The 17,577-nt window shown below is 68.9% G+C and carries 19 protein-coding genes and 1 tRNA gene; 6 read left to right on the top strand and 14 right to left on the bottom strand.

The window, feature by feature from the left end; translation table 11 throughout:
• Positions 1-3 precede the first annotated feature (3 nt).
• Genes Q1B08_RS05780 through ccmA form a run of 5 tightly spaced genes read right to left on the bottom strand, consistent with a single transcriptional unit; the run spans position 4 to position 2,702 of the window.
• Entirely contained in the window at positions 4-525 is a 522-nt protein-coding gene (locus Q1B08_RS05780) for a DsbE family thiol:disulfide interchange protein (protein ID WP_299816058.1), read from the bottom strand.
• On the bottom strand, positions 522-659 hold the full coding sequence (ccmD, locus tag Q1B08_RS05775) for a heme exporter protein CcmD (RefSeq protein ID WP_299816056.1): 138 nt from the start codon (positions 657-659) through the stop codon (positions 522-524). The genes Q1B08_RS05780 and ccmD overlap by 4 nt, the downstream gene beginning before the upstream one ends.
• Positions 656-1,384 carry a heme ABC transporter permease CcmC gene (ccmC, locus tag Q1B08_RS05770; RefSeq protein ID WP_299816054.1) on the bottom strand — a complete coding sequence of 243 codons (729 nt, stop codon included), beginning with the start codon at positions 1,382-1,384 and terminating at the stop codon, positions 656-658. Before ccmC ends, ccmD begins: the two co-directional genes overlap by 4 nt.
• A gap of 41 nt (positions 1,385-1,425) precedes the next feature.
• On the bottom strand, positions 1,426-2,082 hold the full coding sequence (ccmB, locus tag Q1B08_RS05765) for a heme exporter protein CcmB (RefSeq protein ID WP_299816053.1): 657 nt from the start codon (positions 2,080-2,082) through the stop codon (positions 1,426-1,428).
• Complete coding sequence (gene ccmA / locus Q1B08_RS05760) at positions 2,079-2,702, bottom strand: heme ABC exporter ATP-binding protein CcmA (RefSeq protein WP_299816051.1); 624 nt, start codon at positions 2,700-2,702, stop codon at positions 2,079-2,081. Before ccmA ends, ccmB begins: the two co-directional genes overlap by 4 nt.
• A gap of 135 nt (positions 2,703-2,837) precedes the next feature.
• Here ccmA and acnA point away from each other — a divergent pair, with 135 nt between their 5' ends.
• From acnA to Q1B08_RS05735, 5 genes are all read left to right on the top strand, one after another.
• A complete protein-coding gene (acnA, locus tag Q1B08_RS05755; RefSeq protein WP_299816049.1) occupies positions 2,838-5,612 on the top strand; it encodes an aconitate hydratase AcnA in 2,775 nt (924 codons plus the stop codon).
• A gap of 173 nt (positions 5,613-5,785) precedes the next feature.
• Positions 5,786-6,466: a DUF1223 domain-containing protein gene (locus Q1B08_RS05750; protein WP_299816047.1), complete on the top strand. Its 681-nt coding sequence runs from the start codon at positions 5,786-5,788 to the stop codon at positions 6,464-6,466.
• Between the two features lie 10 nt (positions 6,467-6,476).
• On the top strand, positions 6,477-7,184 hold the full coding sequence (locus tag Q1B08_RS05745) for an HAD family hydrolase (RefSeq protein WP_299816045.1): 708 nt from the start codon (positions 6,477-6,479) through the stop codon (positions 7,182-7,184).
• A 61-nt stretch (positions 7,185-7,245) separates the two neighbouring features.
• Positions 7,246-7,842, top strand: coding sequence for a heme NO-binding domain-containing protein (locus tag Q1B08_RS05740; RefSeq protein WP_299816043.1), 597 nt, complete (start codon positions 7,246-7,248; stop codon positions 7,840-7,842).
• Positions 7,843-7,885: 43 nt separating this feature from the next.
• On the top strand, positions 7,886-8,869 hold the full coding sequence (locus tag Q1B08_RS05735; RefSeq protein ID WP_299816041.1) for a GGDEF domain-containing protein: 984 nt from the start codon (positions 7,886-7,888) through the stop codon (positions 8,867-8,869).
• 113 nt (positions 8,870-8,982) lie between these two features.
• On the opposite strand, the gene Q1B08_RS05730 is transcribed toward Q1B08_RS05735, so the two are convergent.
• The 6 genes from Q1B08_RS05730 to efp all read right to left on the bottom strand — a co-directional run bounded on the left by Q1B08_RS05730 (position 8,983) and on the right by efp (position 14,185).
• Positions 8,983-9,057 (bottom strand) — tRNA-Glu (locus Q1B08_RS05730).
• A 79-nt stretch (positions 9,058-9,136) separates the two neighbouring features.
• Positions 9,137-10,882, bottom strand: coding sequence for a single-stranded-DNA-specific exonuclease RecJ (gene recJ, locus Q1B08_RS05725; RefSeq protein ID WP_299816039.1), 1,746 nt, complete (start codon positions 10,880-10,882; stop codon positions 9,137-9,139).
• A 1-nt stretch (position 10,883) separates the two neighbouring features.
• Positions 10,884-11,843, bottom strand: a complete 960-nt coding sequence (glpX, locus tag Q1B08_RS05720) for a class II fructose-bisphosphatase (protein ID WP_299816037.1) — start codon at positions 11,841-11,843, stop codon at positions 10,884-10,886.
• A gap of 84 nt (positions 11,844-11,927) precedes the next feature.
• Positions 11,928-13,214, bottom strand: coding sequence for a homoserine dehydrogenase (locus tag Q1B08_RS05715; RefSeq protein WP_299816035.1), 1,287 nt, complete (start codon positions 13,212-13,214; stop codon positions 11,928-11,930).
• Positions 13,215-13,284: 70 nt separating this feature from the next.
• A complete protein-coding gene (locus Q1B08_RS05710) occupies positions 13,285-13,578 on the bottom strand; it encodes a hypothetical protein (RefSeq protein ID WP_299816032.1) in 294 nt (97 codons plus the stop codon).
• 43 nt (positions 13,579-13,621) lie between these two features.
• Positions 13,622-14,185: an elongation factor P gene (efp, locus tag Q1B08_RS05705; RefSeq protein WP_299816030.1), complete on the bottom strand. Its 564-nt coding sequence runs from the start codon at positions 14,183-14,185 to the stop codon at positions 13,622-13,624.
• 331 nt (positions 14,186-14,516) lie between these two features.
• On the opposite strand from efp, the gene Q1B08_RS05700 reads away from it, so the two are divergent.
• Positions 14,517-14,846 carry a DUF6280 family protein gene (locus Q1B08_RS05700; RefSeq protein WP_299816028.1) on the top strand — a complete coding sequence of 110 codons (330 nt, stop codon included), beginning with the start codon at positions 14,517-14,519 and terminating at the stop codon, positions 14,844-14,846.
• A gap of 55 nt (positions 14,847-14,901) precedes the next feature.
• Here Q1B08_RS05700 and Q1B08_RS05695 read toward each other — a convergent pair whose 3' ends face one another.
• The 3 genes from Q1B08_RS05695 to Q1B08_RS05685 form a co-directional block, all read right to left on the bottom strand.
• Positions 14,902-15,291 carry a hypothetical protein gene (locus Q1B08_RS05695; RefSeq protein WP_299816375.1) on the bottom strand — a complete coding sequence of 130 codons (390 nt, stop codon included), beginning with the start codon at positions 15,289-15,291 and terminating at the stop codon, positions 14,902-14,904.
• Positions 15,292-15,459: 168 nt separating this feature from the next.
• Positions 15,460-16,908, bottom strand: a complete 1,449-nt coding sequence (locus Q1B08_RS05690; RefSeq protein WP_299816026.1) for a TolC family outer membrane protein — start codon at positions 16,906-16,908, stop codon at positions 15,460-15,462.
• Positions 16,908-17,534, bottom strand: a complete 627-nt coding sequence (locus Q1B08_RS05685) for a protein-L-isoaspartate O-methyltransferase (RefSeq protein WP_299816024.1) — start codon at positions 17,532-17,534, stop codon at positions 16,908-16,910. Before Q1B08_RS05685 ends, Q1B08_RS05690 begins: the two co-directional genes overlap by 1 nt.
• Between the last annotated feature and the right edge of the window lie 43 nt (positions 17,535-17,577).

Below are 17,577 nucleotides of genomic sequence, written 5' to 3'. Positions count from 1 at the left end.
GACTCAGCGCGCGCGCTCGATCTCGGGCAGGATCGTGTCCTCGATCACCGAGGCGGTGATCGGGCCGACGAAGCGGTAGGTCACGATCCCGTCGCCATCGACCACGAACGTCTCGGGCAGGCCGTAAACGCCCCAATCCAGTCCCGTCCGGGCCGCGTCGTCGGCCCCGATCGCGGCGTAGGGGTCGCCCAGCTCCTCCAGGAAACGGTTCGCCTTTTGCGGGTCGTCCTTGTAGTTGATGCCATAGACCGGGACGACCTCCGCCAGCTCTTCGAGCTGCGGGTGCTCGACCCGGCAGGGCACGCACCAGCTCGCCCAGAAATTGACGAGCTTGACCTCTCCGTCCGCCATCACCGACGCGTCGAGCGGCGTCCGGCCGGGCAGTTCGGTGACGCTCAGCGCCGGGGCGGGCTCGCCCACGCGGGTGGAGGGCAGAATGTCCGGATCCTCGCGGTAGAGGCCCGACAGGAAGAACCCCCCGAGCGCCGCGAAGACCGCGATGGGGACGAGCGCGAGCCACCTCATTCCCCCATCTCCCGCAGGCGCCTGCGCGCGGCGCGCGCGGCGGCGACGGATTGCGCGACGAGGCCGCCGATCAGGAGCGCGGTGAGGCCGTAGGCCAGCCAGATGTCGGCGGCATAGGGGCCGAAGTCGATCATGCGAGACGTGCCTTCAGGGACAGGCTGTGCAGGCGGCGGCGACGGATCTCCGTCCGCGTGCGCAGGAGGACGAGCGCGAGGAACAGCAGCGTGAACCCGGCGATGGACAGGACGAGCGGCTGCCAGAACACGTCGGAGATGTTCTCCTCCGCGTCGAGCGAGAGCGACGCGCCCTGGTGCAGGCCCTGGTTCCAGAACTGCGCCGCGTAGCGCGACAGGACGGCGAAGACCGTGCCCACGAGGCAAAGGATCGAGGTAAGGTCGGCGGCGGCGTCCTGCGCCTCGATCGCCGACCAGAGCGCGATGTAGCCGAGGTAGAAAAGCCCGAGGATCAGGAACGCGGTCAGCCGAGGGTCCCACGCCCAGTAGGTGCCCCACATCGGCTTGCCCCAGATCGCCCCGGTGAGCAGCGCGACCAGCGTCATCACGAGGCCGATCGGGGCCGCGGCGCGTGCGGCCAGCGCGGAGACATGGTGACGCCGGACGAGCCAGATCAGCGAGGCGACCAGCATCATGAACCACGCATTGATCGCCACGAAGGCGGAGGGGACGTGGATGTAGATGATCTTGACCGAATGGCCCATCCGGAAGTCCTCCGGCGTGAAGAACAGCCCCCAGGTCAGGCCCGCCGCGCAGAGCAACGCCGCGGCGCCCGCGACCCAGGGCAGGAGCCGGGCGGAGACGGCCATGAAGCGGCGCGGATTGGCGTATTCCCAGACGGACATTGCGGTGTCCTATTCAGCGGCGGGCCCGGCGGCAAGCCGGCTCACCGAAGGTTGACGCGCAGCGCCGCGGCCGTCGCGAAGGGCAGGAGCGCCACGCAGCCCAGCGTGATCGCGGCAAGAAGGGCGAGCGGCGTGGCGACGGGCAGGCCCGCGGCCCCGCGCCGCACCACCTCCGCCCCGAAGACGAGGGTCGGGATGTAAAGAGGCAGCACGAGGAGCGACAGCAGCAGCGAGCCACGCCGGAGCCCGACCGTGAGCGCGGCGCCGAACGTGCCGAGCCAGGACAGCGCCGGCGTGCCGAGCAGAAGCGCGAGGAGGAGCCAGGGCAAGGCGCCGGGAGGCAGAAACAGCAGCAACGACAGCGGCCCCGCGGCGAGCGCGAGCGGCAGGCCGGTCGTGACCCAGTGCGCGAGCGCCTTGGTCGTGGCCACGCCCGCGAGCGGCAGCGGCGCGGTGGCGAGGAGGTCGAGCGAGCCGTCCTCGGCGTCGAGGGCGAAGATCCGGTCGAGCGAAAGCAGGCAGGCGAGAAGCGCGCCGAGCCACAGGATGCCGGGCGCCACCGGGGCGAGAAGGTCGGGCCGGGGGCCGACGGCGAGGGGCACGAGCGTTGCGAGGATGAGGAAGAAAACAAGGCCCAGCCCGAACCCGCCGCCGGCGCGGACCGCAAGGCGGAGGTCGCGCAGCAGAAGCGCGCTCACTCGACGGCCTCGGCGAAGGGGTCGCGGAGCGTCGCCTCCCGCTTCGCGGCAAAGGCCGCGACGTCGAGCTCATCGGCCTCGATGCCGAGGTCGATATGGGTCGCCAGAATCGCGGCGCCGCCTGCATCGAGATGCCCGCGCATGACGCAGGCGAACCGGTTCACGGCCGTCCGGTCGAGCGACACGGTCGGTTCGTCGAGGAGCCAGAGGTCGCGTCCGGTGACGAGGAGGCGCGCCAGCCCCGCGCGGCGCTTCTGCCCGGCCGAGAGCTCCGCCGCGCGCCGCTCGCGAAGGGGGGCGAGGTCGAAGCCGCGAATGGCCCCTTCGACCTCGGCCGGACCGGTGCCGAAGATCGCGGCCCAGAAGGCGAGGTTCTCGGCCACGGTAAGCTGCGCCTTCAGGCCGTCCGCGTGCCCGGCATAGGCCGCGCCCTCCGGGTCCGGCATCGCGCCGGAGACGGGCGGCGTCAGCCCGGCGAGGGTGCGCAGAAGCGTCGTCTTGCCCGCCCCGTTCGGGCCGCGCAGCACCAGCGCGCGACCGCCGCGAAGCGCGAAGGACACGCCCTCAAGCACGATCGCCTCGCCCCGGCAGCAGGTCAGTTCGGAGACGACGCGGTCCATGCCGTCCTTTATCCGCAACGCGTCCGGATGCGGAAGGGGGTCGTCTGCATACCACGGTATACCCTTGAATCCGTCCGGCCTTTCGGGCATTGGTCAGCCAAATCCCCATCGTGCCAGCCCAGCCGGAGCAAGCCCATGACCGTCCAAGTCGGAACCGATACCGCCAAGACCCGCCGCACGCTCGACGTGGGTGGCCAGACGGTCGAGTACTACTCCATCGACGCCGCGACGGAGGCCGGGCTGGGCGATTTCAGCAGGCTGCCCGCCGCGCTCAAGGTCGTGCTCGAGAACATGCTGCGCTTCGAGGATGGCGGGCGCACGGTCTCCACCGACGACGTGAAGGCCTTCGCGGAATGGGCCGAGAAGGGCGGGCGCAACCCGCGCGAGATCGCGTACCGGCCCGCGCGCGTCCTGATGCAGGACTTCACCGGCGTGCCGGCGGTCGTCGACCTCGCGGCGATGCGCGACGGGATCAAGGCGCTCGGCGGCGATGCGCAGAAGATCAACCCGCTCAACCCTGTCGATCTCGTGATCGACCATTCGGTGATGATCGACGAGTTCGGCAATCCGCGTGCCTTCCAGGCGAATGTGGAGCGCGAATACGAGCGCAACATCGAGCGCTACCAGTTCCTGAAATGGGGTCAGACCGCGTTCGACAATTTCCGCGTCGTGCCGCCGGGGACCGGCATCTGCCACCAGGTGAACCTCGAATATCTCGCCCAGACGGTCTGGACCGACGCGGACCAGACCGGCGCGACGATCGCCTATCCGGACACGCTCGTGGGCACCGACAGCCATACCACGATGGTCAACGGCGCGGCGGTGCTCGGCTGGGGCGTGGGCGGCATCGAGGCGGAGGCGGCGATGCTGGGCCAGCCGATCTCCATGCTGATCCCCGAGGTCGTGGGCTTCGAGCTAACCGGGGCGATGGTGGAGGGCACGACGGGCACCGACCTCGTCCTCAAGGTCGTCGAGATGCTGCGCAAGAAGGGCGTCGTGGGCAAGTTCGTCGAGTTCTACGGCAGCGGGCTCGACAACCTGCCGCTCGCCGACCGCGCGACGATCGCCAACATGGCGCCCGAATACGGCGCCACCTGCGGCTTCTTCCCGATCGACGGTGAGACGCTGCGCTATCTGGAGAATACCGGCCGCGACAAGGCGCGCATCGCGCTCGTGGAAGCCTATGCCAAAACCAACGGCTTCTGGCGCGGCGACGATTACGCGCCGGTCTACACCGACACGCTGCATCTCGACATGGGCACGATCGTGCCCGCCATCTCCGGTCCGAAGCGGCCGCAGGACTTCATCGCGCTGACCGAGGCATCGAAGGCGTTCGGCCAGTACGTGAAGGGGATCCGTGCGGGCAAGGACGTGAGCCCGCGCGCCGAGGTCCGTTGGGAAGGCGAGGGCGGCGCGCCCGAGCCGGTCGAGATCCCCGGCGACGAGGGGCACCACATGCGCGGCTACGTCGATGCCGAGGGCGGCGCCTACCAGATGCATGACGGCTCCATCGTCATCGCGTCCATCACGTCCTGCACCAACACGTCGAACCCCTACGTGATGATCGGCGCGGGCCTCGTGGCGCGAAAGGCGCGCGAGCTCGGGCTCGACCGGAAGCCTTGGGTCAAGACCTCGCTCGCCCCCGGCTCCCAGGTCGTGTCGGCCTATCTCGAGGCGGCGGAGCTGCAGGAGGATCTCGACGCGATCGGCTTCAACCTCGTCGGCTACGGCTGCACGACCTGCATCGGCAATTCCGGCCCGCTGGCGCCCGAGATCTCCAGGACGATCAACGACAGCGACCTGATCGCCACGGCCGTGCTGTCGGGCAACCGCAACTTCGAGGGCCGGATTTCGCCCGACGTGCGCGCGAATTACCTCGCCTCGCCGCCGCTGGTCGTGGCCTACGCGCTGGTCGGCGACATGAACGTGGACATCACGACGGCGCCGCTGGGCAAGGGCCGCGACGGGCAGGACGTCTACCTCAAGGACATCTGGCCCTCCGCGAAGGAGATCGCCGACCTCGTCGAGCGGACGGTGACCCGCGAGTCGTTCCAGGAGAAATACGCCGACGTCTTCAAGGGCGACGAGAGGTGGCAGTCGGTCGAGGTGCCGAAGCAGGAGACCTACGACTGGCCGGCGAGCTCGACCTACGTGCAGAACCCCCCGTATTTCCAGGACATGGACCCCAATCCCGGCGCCATCGAGGACATCGAGGGCGCGCGCGTGCTGGCCGTGCTTGGCGACATGATCACCACCGACCATATCTCGCCCGCCGGATCGTTCAAGGAGAGCTCGCCCGCCGGCAAGTACCTGACCGAGCGGCAGGTGGCGCCGAGGGAGTTCAACTCCTACGGGTCGCGGCGTGGCAACCACGAGGTGATGATGCGCGGCACCTTCGCCAACATCCGTATCAAGAACGAGATGCTGGACAATGTCGAAGGCGGCTACACGCTCGGGCCGGACGGCGAGCAGGCCTCGATCTACGACGCGGCCATGGCCTGGCAGGAGCGGGGCGTGCCGCTCGTCGTGTTCGGCGGCGAGCAATACGGCGCCGGCTCCTCCCGCGACTGGGCGGCAAAGGGCACCGCGCTTCTCGGGGTCAAGGCCGTGATCGCCGAGAGCTTCGAGCGCATCCACCGCTCCAACCTCGTCGGCATGGGCGTCATTCCGTTCGAGTTCACTGGTGGCGAAACGCGCAAGACACTGGGTCTGACCGGGCAGGAGGAGGTCACGATCACCGGTCTCGCGAACGTGAAGCCGCTGCAGGAGGTCGAGGCCAAGGTGAAGATGGCCGACGGGACGGAAAAGACGATCACGCTTCGCTGCCGGATCGATACCGAGGTCGAGATCGACTACATCAAGAACGGCGGCGTGCTGCACTACGTGCTGCGCAGCCTCGTCGCCGCCTGATCCGGCCGAATCCGACGACGCGAACGGCCCTGTGGCGGGGCCGTTTCCTCGCCGCCCGGGTCCGGGCGGCCGTGTGGCCGGGTCGCACCTTCGCGATCTTGTGACGGGTCCGTGCATGGCCGCTGCGGCGCGACCCCGCTAGACCGGACGGATCATTCGACCGGAGCCTGCCGATGCGCGCCGCCCTTTCCGCCGCCCTGTTCGCCTGCATGTTACAGCCTGCGGCCGCCGATCCGGTCGTCGTCGAACTTTTTACCTCGCAGGGATGCTCGGCCTGTCCGCCGGCCGACGAGATGCTGGGCGAGCTTGCGGGTCGCGACGACGTCATCGCGCTCTCGCTGCATGTCGATTACTGGGACTGGATCGGCTGGGCCGACACCTTCGCGAAGCCGGCTTATGTGGACCGCCAGCGCGCCTATGCGGCGGCGGCCGGATCGAGCGTCGTCTATACGCCCCACTTCGTCGTGGGCGGCATGGATCAGGTCGCCGGTCCCTCGGGCATGACGCTGGCGGAACTGGTGATGAAGCATGCGGGGCGGACCCATGACGTGCTGCGGCCCGCGCCCGGGGAGGGCCGCGAGGTGACCGCGGGGCCGAGCGACAAGGATGGCGTCCTTATCCTCGTGACCTATCGGCCCACCTCGTCGGTCCACATCCTGCAGGGCGAGAATGCGGGCCACGACATGACTTACCACAACATCGTCGAATCCTGGACGATCCTTCAGGACTGGGACGGGTCGGAGACGACCGTGGCAGTACCCGAGCCCGAGGACGGGCTGGTGCAGGCCGTCCTCGCGCAGGAAGTCGTGGACGGAAAGCCCGGGCCGATCGTCGGCGCGATACGTCTGGATTGAGACCGAAGCCATGATCCGCGCGATCCTGTTCGACAAGGACGGCACGCTGACCGATTTCCGCGCCACCTGGGAGGCGTGGATGCCGGAGACGATCTACGCGCTGGCCCGCGCTTCGGGCGCCGATCCCGCGGCGATCGCGGAGGCTTACGGCTACGACCTGCAGGGCGGACGGATCGCCGCGGACGGCCTGTTCGTCACGGCGACGGGAGACCGCGTGGCCGAGACGGTGGGCAAGCGTATCGGTTGGCCGGCCGACCGGCTCGCCGACTGGCTCGCGCCGCGTCAGGCGGCAACCGAGCAGGTCGCGATCCCGGGTTTGCCCGGAATTCTGGCCCGCCTTCGGGAATCGGGCCTTGCGCTTGGTGTTCTGACCAACGCGGTCGCCGAGGAGGCCGAAGTGCAGCTCGACCGGCTGGGGCTTGCGCCGTATCTTTGCCGTGTGATCGGCTGTGACAGCGGCTATGGCGCCAAACCGGATCCCCGGGGCGCCGCGGCCTTCGCCGATGATCTGGGCGTGCCGCGGCAGGAGGTCGTTCTGGTCGGCGACGGTCTTACCGACATGGAGGCGGCGCGTGGGGCGGGGCTGCGCGCGGTCGCCGTGCTGACCGGGACGCTCGGCTGCGACCGCCTTGCGGAGCATGCGGAGATCGTGCTGCCGGATGCGACCCATCTGCCGCGATGGCTCGAAGCGCAGGGCCTGACGATACCCCGGATTTAACCCGATCTTCAGGAATGATTGCTTGAAACCGCTAGGCGCTGAATCCGGATCGGAGGGCGGGGTGCACGGTTTGATCTGCAAGACACTCGAGGAATTCGTGATCGCCCAACACGGATCCCGGGTCTGGGCGGGCATTCGCCGCAACGCCGACGCCCCCCACGGGCGGTTCGAGGCGTTGCGGACCTACGATGCGGACCTGATGATCCGCCTCATCGACGCCACGGGCGCGCGCCTGAACCGGCCCGTCACCGCGATCCTCGAGGATATCGGCCACTGGATCTGCACGCATCCGCCGCTTGAGCACGTGCGGCGCCTGATCCGTTTTTCGGGGCGGACTTTCGTTGATTTGCTGTATTCCCTGGACGAGCTTCACGACCGCGGCCGCATGGCGCTTCCGGGGATGGACCTGCCGCATTTCGAGATCGCCGAGCCGAAGGCGAACGCCTTCCATGTGACCTCGCGATGGTCGTTTCCCGGCGCCGGCGCCGTTCTGGCGGGCAGTCTGCGGGCGATGGCCGACGATTACGGCACGCTCGCGCTGATTGATACCGGCCGGGCCAGACGCATCGGCGATGTGTGGATCGACGAGGTGACCGTGCAGGTTATCGAACAGGCCTACCAAGCGCCGCGCGAGTTCACCCTGGGCGGGGTGACCTGAGGTGATCACCGTCGATCCCTGCGTTATTGCCCGGACGTTGCCGATGATGCTCCTGCTCGAGCCGGACGGAAGGGTGAGCCATTCGGGTGCGACGCTCGCGCGGATCGCGCCCTTGCGGCAGAAGGACCGGATCGCCGACGTGCTGCGATTCGTCTCGCCGGCCTTTTCGGCGGATATGGATGCGCTTCGCGCCCGGGCCGGCGGGCGCCTCAAGGTCGAACTCCTGCGCGAAACGCAGGTGGGCCCCGGCGAGCGGCCGACCCGGCTGCGTTGCATGGCGATCCCGCTCGTGAACGGGGGCGTCCTGCTGATCCTGTCGTTCAGCGCCGAGCCGGGCGAGGCCCTGCGGCGGCATCGGCTGACCGCACAGGACTTCTCCGAAACCGACCCGACGGTCGATCTGCTTTTCCTGAAGGAGGCGCACAATGTCGTCCTGACGGAGTTCCAGCGTCTGAGCGACCGGCTGGAGACCGCGCGGCAGGCTGCCGAGGAAGAGGCCGTGACCGACAAGCTCACAGGTCTGAGCAATCGCCGGGCGATGGACATACATCTGGCCCGCCTCGCCGAGCGGCAGGAGCAGTCGTTCGGGCTCATGCATCTCGATCTCGATTTCTTCAAGTCAATCAACGACACGATGGGACATGCCGCCGGGGATCACGTGCTCCAACACGTGGCCCGCATCCTTCGGGCCCAGGTGCGCCGTGACGACATGGTCGCGCGGACGGGCGGCGACGAATTCATGCTGGTCTTCGCCGATTGCGAAGAGGTCGAGATCATGCGCCGGATCGCGACCCGCATAATCGGGCGACTGGAGACGCCGATCGACTGGCAGGGCCATACGTGCCGCATTTCGGGCAGCATCGGCATCACGATGTCGAACTTCTACGACGAGATCGAAACCACACGTCTGGTTTCCGATGCCGACAGGGCGCTCTACGAGTCGAAGCGATCCGGTCGTTCCCGCCTGTCGATCGCCGACCCCGACTTTGCCGGACGCCGGGCGAGCGACGTACCGCCGCCCGCCTGAGCCCCGACGAACCCGGCAACGTTCGGCCCGAACCCGACGGTTACGCCCCAAGGCTGAGCCACGCCGTGAAGACGCCAATATTCCCCGGTTCTCTCGAAAGAATGTAGGGAAAATGGCAGCCCGTAGGGGAATCGAACCCCTCTTTCCAGGTTGAAAACCTGGCGTCCTAACCGATAGACGAACGGGCCGTGTGCCGGCGTGAGGGGTGTTTAGGCGAGGGGTTCTGCGGTCGCAAGCGGATTTTCGAGGAAATTCTCGTCTCTCTTGTCACTCCGTCGGATGCGCGACGTCCTCGAGTTTCAGCTGGACGCTTTCACGGCCCTGCCAGCGGTTGAGCTCGAGCCGTCCCGCCACGTGGAGCGGCGCACCGGCAGCGCGTTCGATGGCCTGGGTCAGGCCGCTGGCCCCGGCACGGAATGCGATGGCGTCGAGTCGGAGGGGCCCGCCATCGGTGAAGGTGACCTTGAGATGTCCGTCCCCCACGGGGCGCGCATGCGACGCCCGCAGGGACGGAAAGGCGAAGCGCGGCGCGGGGGCGCCTTGTCCGAAAGGGCCGGCCCCCTCGAGCTGGTCCACGAGCTCGCGCGTGGCCGCGCCCGGCATCAACGTGCCGTCCAGCCGAAGATCGCGCGGCCCGCCCGCGCCCGCGCCCTGTTGCGCGAGCAACTCGCCCAGCCGGGCCATCGCGCCCTCGATCTTGCCCGCCTCGACCGTGAGCCCCGCGGCCATCCGGTGGCCACCGCCCTTCAGGAGCCAGCCCTCGGCCGCCAGCCGCTGCACCGAAACGCCGAGGTCGATGCCCGAAACGGAGCGCGCCGAACCCTGTCCGATGCCGTCCTCGCGCAGACCGATCACCACCGCCGGACGGTTCAGCGCCTCCTTCAGACGGGAGGCGACGATGCCGACCACGCCGGGATGCCAGCCTTCGCCCGCCGCCCAGACGAGCAGGCCGTCGGCGATCGCTTCGGCCTGGGCCATCGCGGCCTGCGTCACCTGCGCCTCGATCGCGCGGCGCTCGGCGTTGAGCGTGTCGAGCCGCTCGGCCAGTGCGCCCGCCTCGGCGTCGGAGGTGGTGGAAAGGAGCCGCGCGCCGAGATCAGCGGCGCCGATGCGCCCGCCCGCGTTGATCCGGGGCCCGAGCAGGTAGCCCAGATGGTAGGCGGTCGGCGGACCGTCCATCCGCGCCGCATCCGCCAGCGCACGCAGCCCCGGACGCGAGCGATTGCGCAGGACGAGCAGGCCCTGCCGGACGAGCGCGCGATTGACCCCAAGAAGCGGTGCGACATCGGCGACGGTGGCGAGCGCCACGAGGTCGAGCATCGCCATCAGGTCCGGCGTGGCCTCGTTTCTTGCGCGCCGTTGCCGGTTGGCCTCGACGAGGCAAAGGAACACCACCGTCGCGGCGCAGAGATGCGCGAGCTCTCCGGTCTCGTCCATCCGGTTCGGATTCACCACGGCGAGGGCCGGGGGCAACGTCTCGCCGCCGAGATGGTGGTCGAGCACGACCACATCGGCCCGCCCCTCGGCCGCGGCGAGCGCGTCGTGACTGAGCGTGCCGCAATCGACACAGACGATCAGGTCGTGATCCCCGGCGAGCCGGGCGATGGCGGGAGCGTTCGGGCCGTAGCCCTCCTCGATCCGGTCGGGCACATAAAGCGTCGCCTCGCGATCGAGGGCGCGCAGCCACCAGACCAGCAGCGCCGCCGAGGCCGCGCCGTCCACGTCGTAATCGGCGAAGATGGCGATCCGTTCCCCCCGTGCGGCCGCCGCCGACAGGCGAGCGGCGGCGACACCCATGTCGCGCAGCGTCAGCGGATCGGGCAGGAGGTCGCGCAGCTTCGGGTCGAGGAAGGCCGCCGCAGTGCCGGTCCCGACGCCCCGCCGCGCGAGGTGCCGCGCCACGGCAAGCGGCAGGCCCGCCTGCGCGATCGCCTCCGCCGCACGGTCCTCGGCCGCGTCGGGCCCGACCCAGCGCCGCCCCGTGGCCGAGGCGGTGACGCCGAGCCAGCCCATCTCAGGTCGGGTTGCGATAGACCATGCGGCGAACGGAGCCGGTCTTGGAGCGCATCAGGATGGTCTCGGCGGTCAGGTAGCCGACCTCGCGCTTGATGCCCGCCAGAATCGAGCCGTCCGTCACACCGGTCGCGGCGAAAATCACGTCATCGGTGACGAGGTCGTCGCGGGTATAGACGCGATCGAGATTGGTGATGCCGGCCTTCGTCGCGCGCTCCCGCTCATCGTCGTTGCGGAAGGTCAGGCGTCCGTACATCTGCCCGCCCATGCATTTGAGCGCCGCGGCGGCTAGCACGCCCTCCGGCGCGCCGCCCGAGCCCATGTACATGTCGATGCCGGTCGTCGCGGCCTCCGCGCAATGGATGATGCCCGCGACGTCACCGTCGGTGATGAGACGCACGGCGGCGCCGGTGCCGCGGATCTCGGCCAGCATCTCCTCGTGGCGCGGACGCTCGAGCACGCAGACGGTGATGTCCTGCGTGGAGCAGCCCTTGGCGGCGGCGAGGGCGTTCACCCGCTCCGCCGGCGACATGTCCATCGTGACGACGCCGTTGCGGTAGCCGGGGCCGATGGCGAGCTTGTCCATGTAGACGTCCGGCGCATGCAGCATCGAGCCGCGCGGTCCCATCGCGATCACCGTGAGAGCGTTCGGCATGTCCTTCGCCGTCAGCGTCGTCCCCTCCAGCGGATCGAGCGCGATGTCGACCTCGGGGCCGTTCCCGGTGCCGACCTCCTCGCCGATATAGAGCATGGGCGCTTCGTCGCGCTCGCCCTCGCCGATGACGACCGTGCCGGCGATGTCGAGGAGGTTCAGCTGATCCCGCATCGCGTTGACCGCCGCCTGATCCGCGGCCTTCTCGTCGCCCCGGCCGATCAGCCGGGCGGAGGCGAGGGCCGCGGCCTCGGACACGCGCGCGAGCCCGAGGGACAGCATTCGGTCGTTGAAATCGATCTTGGGCATCGGGGATCCTCGAAGGTGGGTTGTGCCGCCGGCTTAGGGGGCGGGGCCGCGCATATCAAGCACGACGCGGACGACGGTCCGGCATCAGGGCGCCTGAATTTGCAGCGCCACCGGCTCCCCCCGGACGACGCCCGTTTCCTGCACCTCCCCGAGCGCCGCGGCGAGTACAGCGGGGGGGCAGGGATGGGTGACGATCAGCACCGGCGCATCGTCGCCCACGTGATTGTATTGCCGCATCCGGTCGATGGAAACGCCGGCGCGTCCCAGCACCGTGGCCACGCGGGCGAGCGCGCCGGGCTCGTCGCGCAGCACCATCCGCAGATAATGCGCGGCGCACGCCGCCGTCGTGGCGCGGGCGGCCACGGTCAGCGTCGTGGCCGGCTGACCGAAGGACGGAATATCGAGGCCGCGCGCCACGTCGCAGATGTCGCCCAGTACGGCCGAGGCAGTCGGACCCTCGCCGGCGCCGGCGCCGCGCAGCACGATCCGGCCCACGGCGTCGCCCTCGATCACCACCATGTTCGTGCCGCCCTCAAGCTGGCCCAGCGGGCTGTCGACGGGTACGAGCGTCGGGCGCATCGACTGTTCGATCCCCTCCGGCGTCGCGCGCGCCTCGCCCAGGAGCTTGATGCGGTAGCCCATGTCGCGGGCGCGGTGGATGTCGTCGATCGAGATGCGCTCGATCCCCTGCAGCTGGACACCCGCGAAATCGACCTGCGTGCCGAAGGCGATGGCGGCGAGGATCGCGAGCTTGTGGGCGGCGTCGATCCCGCCCACGTCGAGCGTCGGATCGGCCTCCAGATAGCCGAGCGCACGCGCCTCCTCGAACACCTCGTCGTAGGGCAGGCCCGCGTCCTCCATCCGTGTCAGGATGTAGTTGCAAGTCCCGTTCATGACCCCGGATACACGGGTGATCCGGTTACCGGCGAGGCTCTCGGTCAGCGTCTTGATGCAGGGGATGCCGCCGGCGACCGCCGCCTCGAACCGCAGCGCCGCACCGTTCGCCTCCGCGAGTTCGGCCAGCGCCTGGCCGTGAATCGCGAGCATCGCCTTGTTGGCGGTCACGACGGGCTTGCCGGCGGCAAGCGCGGCCTCGGTCGCGGCCTTCGCGGGACCATCCGCACCACCCATCAGCTCCACGAGCAAATCCACGTCGTCGCGCCGGGCGAGGGCAACGGGATCGTCCTCCCAAGCGTAGCCCGACAGGTCGACGCCGCGGTCCCGGTCGCGCGTCCGGGCCGAGACGGCGGCGATCCGGATCTCCCGCCCGGTCCGCGCGACAAGAAGGTCGGCATTGCTCGCGAGCATTCGCGCCACGCCCACGCCCACGGTGCCGAGCCCTGCGATGCCGAGACGGAGAGGTGAGGTCATGTGCAATGTCTCCGGGCTGCTTGTCTGGTCTGCACCCGGTTAGTCGGTGACGGTCAACGGCGCAACGTCGTCAGAGCTCCGCTGCCCGGAGCGCATCGGCGCGGTCTTGCAGGCGGCGGGCGCGGGCGTCGAGATCGTCGGTGCGAGGGGCGGGAATCGAGGTTTCCCCAAGCGCCGTGCCCCGGGCCGTCAGGACCGTCCGCTCGGCGTCCGCGCGTCCCGGCCGCGATCCCTCCGCGAGAAGCGGATCGAGCGGCACGAGGATCGGGGCCGCGCGTTGCCGCGCGTCGGACGAAACCGTGCCCTCGACCGGCGGCAGTTCGGCGCAGGCCGCCAGCAGGGCGAGGGGGGCGAGGCGCCACATCGCGCGAAGCCTAGGTGGCGTCACGGGGCCAGGCAAGCGCCGGTCAGGCGCGCTCGGAATATTCCATCGTCTCGGTGTTGACCACGATGTCCTCGTCCTGGCCGACGAAGGGCGGAACCATCACCCGGACGCCGTTGTCGAGCAGCGCGGGCTTGAAGCTGTTGGCGGCGGTCTGACCCTTCACCACCGGCTCCGTTTCGACGATCTTGCAGATCACCTTTTGCGGCAGGGTCGCGTTCAGCGCCTCGTCGTCGTAGTACTCGACCTGCACCATCATCCCGTCCTGCAGAAACGGGCGCCGCTCCCCCAGGATCTCCGCGTCGAGCTCGACCTGATCGTAGGTCGCGGTGTCCATGAACACGAGCCGTCCATCGGTCTCGTAGAGGAATTGCTGGTCCTTCTGCTCGAGCCGGACGCGCTCGACCTTGTCGGCCGACCGGAACCGCTCGTTGAGCTTGGAGCCGTTGCGGAGGTTGCGCATTTCCACCTGCGCGAAGGCACCGCCCTTGCCGGGTTTCACGTGATCGACCTTGACCGCCGACCAGAGATGGCCGTCATGCTCGAGCACGTTGCCGGGGCGGATTTCGTTGCCGTTGATCTTGGGCATCGCAGGAAGTCTCCGAACGGGTGTCGGCCGCGCTTTACCGAGTGCGGGGGGCGCAAGCAAGCGCGAGCGCCGCCCGGCGCAGCGGGCAAAAAACCGCGCGGGCCGGGGAACCGGGATTGTATCAAGAAGTTGACGCAAGGTTGAAACAATCCAGGCGAAGACCAGATATCGTCGTGGCATGGCTTGCCCAGCTACCGGATCTGGTATCCTCCGCTTTCTCGCGATGCATCCTGAGCATATGGGGTATTCCGAGATCGCATAGCACGGATGCAGGGCGGTCGTGTTAGGTCGACTGGTCTGAGAAGAAGCAAGAACATAAGGAGAGAGCGGTATGACGGACTTCGTCGACGCAACTGCGTTCAATTTCGAACAGGGGCAGCGTGCGCGCAAGCTGTTCGCCGCTGTTGTTCTGGCCGCGTTGGACGACGCCATCTCCGACGACAAGAAATTCGGCAACGGACCCGATCAGATCGCCCGCTGGGCCCGGTCCCGCGACGGGCGCGAGGTACTGTCCTGTGCCGGAATCGATCCGAACGAGCGCGTCGTCGCCGGCCTCATGGAATTCGTCAGCCGCGGGGTCCGCACCTCGGTCGCGCTGTCGCGTGAGGAAAGCGAGCGTCGGCACGCGGCCGAAATGGCGGAGGCTGCCGAAGCCGCCTGATCGCCGAACCACGGCACAACGCCGCGTCGGATTGTGGTCCGGCGCGGCTTTCGTTTCAGGGCCGGCGCTTGCCGGGCTCCATTTCGCTCATGGCGCGGGCAATCTCCTGCCGCACGAGCTTGCGGACGTTGCGCGTGATCCGCGCACCGAGTTCGCCGGCCAGTTCTTCGCGCACGATCTCGGTGACGAGTTCGCGGAGATCCCCGTTGGCGGCCGGCTCATCCGACAGGTCGGCGAATTTTGAGAGTCCCCGCGTACGCAGCGCGCGAGGGCCGTCGTGCTCGAAATCGGAATCCTCCGTGTATTCCTCGGGCGGTTCCGCGCGACTCCGGCCAGCGACCCCCCCTGCATCGTCTTCCTGCCGCACGCGTTGCTCCGCCGCGAGAAGGAGCGTCGGTTCGTTCGACGCCTGTTCCGCCGGTCGCCCGGAGCCGGTGGCCGTCATGTGAGCGGTCTCTTGCGCGATCAGGCTTCGCACCGATTCGACCGGATCTTCGCCTCTTTCATGCGCTGCCATCGTGCTCTCCCGATCGGTCCGCGCGGCGACAGGGGCCGCTATCCGCATCGTCATGTCCATTCGGCGTCCGTCGCGACGAACGCCACCGCGCACGGATCAATTACGGTTGAACCGCCGCAGCACGCTGTCGAGGCGCCCGCCGCGTGCGGAGGGTTGGAGCGGCGACGTGTCCTGCGGGGCGTTCGCGACGGCGCTGTAATAGATCGACGGGTCGTAGCGCTCCACCGACAGGCCCAGATGCTCGGTCGTCAGCAGGCCGATCGACGCGAGCACCTGATAGACCGCGAGCTGCGCGTCGGACTGAGCCGTCAGCAGGTCGGTGCGCGCCACGAGAAGGTCGTTCTCCGCGTCGAGCACGTCGAGCGTGGTGCGCACGCCGAGCGTCGCCTCCTCGCGCAGGCCTTCGAAGGCCAGCTCCGAGGCGCGCACGCCCTCCTGCGTCGCGGTGATCTGCGCGCGGGCCACCTCGAGCCCGGCATAGGCCCGTCCGACACCCTCGACGATCTGACGGCTCGTGTTGCCGAGATCGCCGCGCGCCGCCTGCGCCTGCGCGATCGCCTGACGTTGCAGAGCAGGCAACTGACCACCGGTATAGACCGGCACGTTCCCGAGCAGGCTGAGGTTCAGCGTATCCGTATCCGGCGTCTGGCGCCCGGCATTGGCCTGCAGCGACACCGAAGGCAGCCGATCGGCCGCGCGCGCTTCGGCGAGAAGCGTCAGCGCGGTGATGTCGTGCTGCGCGGACGCGACCAGCGGATGAATTTGCAAGGCAAGCTGCTGGGCGCGGTCGACGGTCGGCGGCAGGGCGGGCGCCGGGGGCGGATCGGCCAGCGTGCTGCCTGGCAGGACGCCGGTGGCCAAGCGATAGGTCTCGCGCGCGATGTCCACCTGCCCCCGTGCCGCGGCCAGCGCCGAGCGCGCGGCGGCCAGCCGCGACTGTGCGATCGCGACATCCGTCCGCGTCACCTCGCCGACCTCGAACCGGTCCTGCGTCGCGCTGAGCTGCTGATCGATCAGGCGAACGTTCGTCTGCCGCACGTCGACGAGGCGCACCGCCAGACGCAGGTTCAGATAGGCCGTGACCGCGTCGAGCATGACCTGCTGCTCGATCTGCGTCAGGTTGAACCGCGCGCCGATGACCGCTTCCTTCGCGGCGCCGATACGCAGGTCGCGCTGGCCGCCATCGGCCAGAACGTAGTCGAGCACGAGCGACAGCGCACCGACGGTCGTCGTCTCCCGCCCGCCGACATTGACCGAGGTCTGCACGCCGTCGAGCGGATTGGTCCGCCGCACCCGCTCGCTGTCGGTGAAGGTCACGGTCTTGCCGTAGCTCGATTGGAAGCTCACCGTCGGGCGGAGCGCGGCCACGGCCACGGCCACGTCCTCGTCCGTCGCACGGAGCAGATAGCGCTGCTGCTCCAGCAGCGGCGAACTGCGATAGGCCTGGATCAGCGCATCGCTGAGCGTATCGGCGGTCAGCGATCCCGCCGTGGCGAGGACGAGCCCGGTGCCGAGGGCCAGGCGACGGAACAGACGGCCCGCCATCAGAACGCGAACCCGCGTTCGGCGGCGAAGCCCGGCAGGACCGGTGCGCCGGCATTGAAGGCGAAGCGCCATCCGATATGTCCGTCTGTCATGCGTCCGACCCTTACTTCGCCCAACGTTCCGCTCTGGAAAGCCGCCGCGATGCGTCCGCCTTCCCGCAATTGTTCCGTGATCGCGTCCGGTATCCGCTCGACCCCGCCCTCGATCAGGATCACGTCGAACGGCCCGGCCTTGGCCGCACCCTTCGTCGGCTCGTCCTGCAGCACGACGGCGTTGTGCGCCTCGATCGAAGCCAGTGCCGTTTCAGCCTCCGCGACCATCGCCGCGTCCGGCTCGATCATCACGACCGAATCCGCCATGCGCGACAGGATCGCGGTCGAATAGCCGTAATTGCCGCCGAGGATCAGCACGTTGTCCTCGATCCGGACGTCGAGCGCGTCGAGCATCTTGGCCAGCACCCGCGCATCCGGCATCTCGCGTCCGTCGCCCAGCGGGATCGGCGCGTCCATATAGGCGACCTCCCGCGCGCCGCTGGGCACGAAGGCCTCCCGCGGGACATCGAGCATCGCCGATATGATTGGAAACTTCGTGACATCCGAGGGCCGGACCTGGGTGTCGACCATCATCGTCCGGAGAGCCTTTGACGCCGCCATCGTTGCCTGCACCCGT

It is taken from the genome of uncultured Jannaschia sp., from assembly GCF_947494025.1.
Classification (GTDB): Bacteria; Pseudomonadota; Alphaproteobacteria; order Rhodobacterales; family Rhodobacteraceae; genus Jannaschia.
Note: the sequence above shows the minus strand (reverse complement) of the source record. Positions and strands in the feature narration are given on the sequence as shown.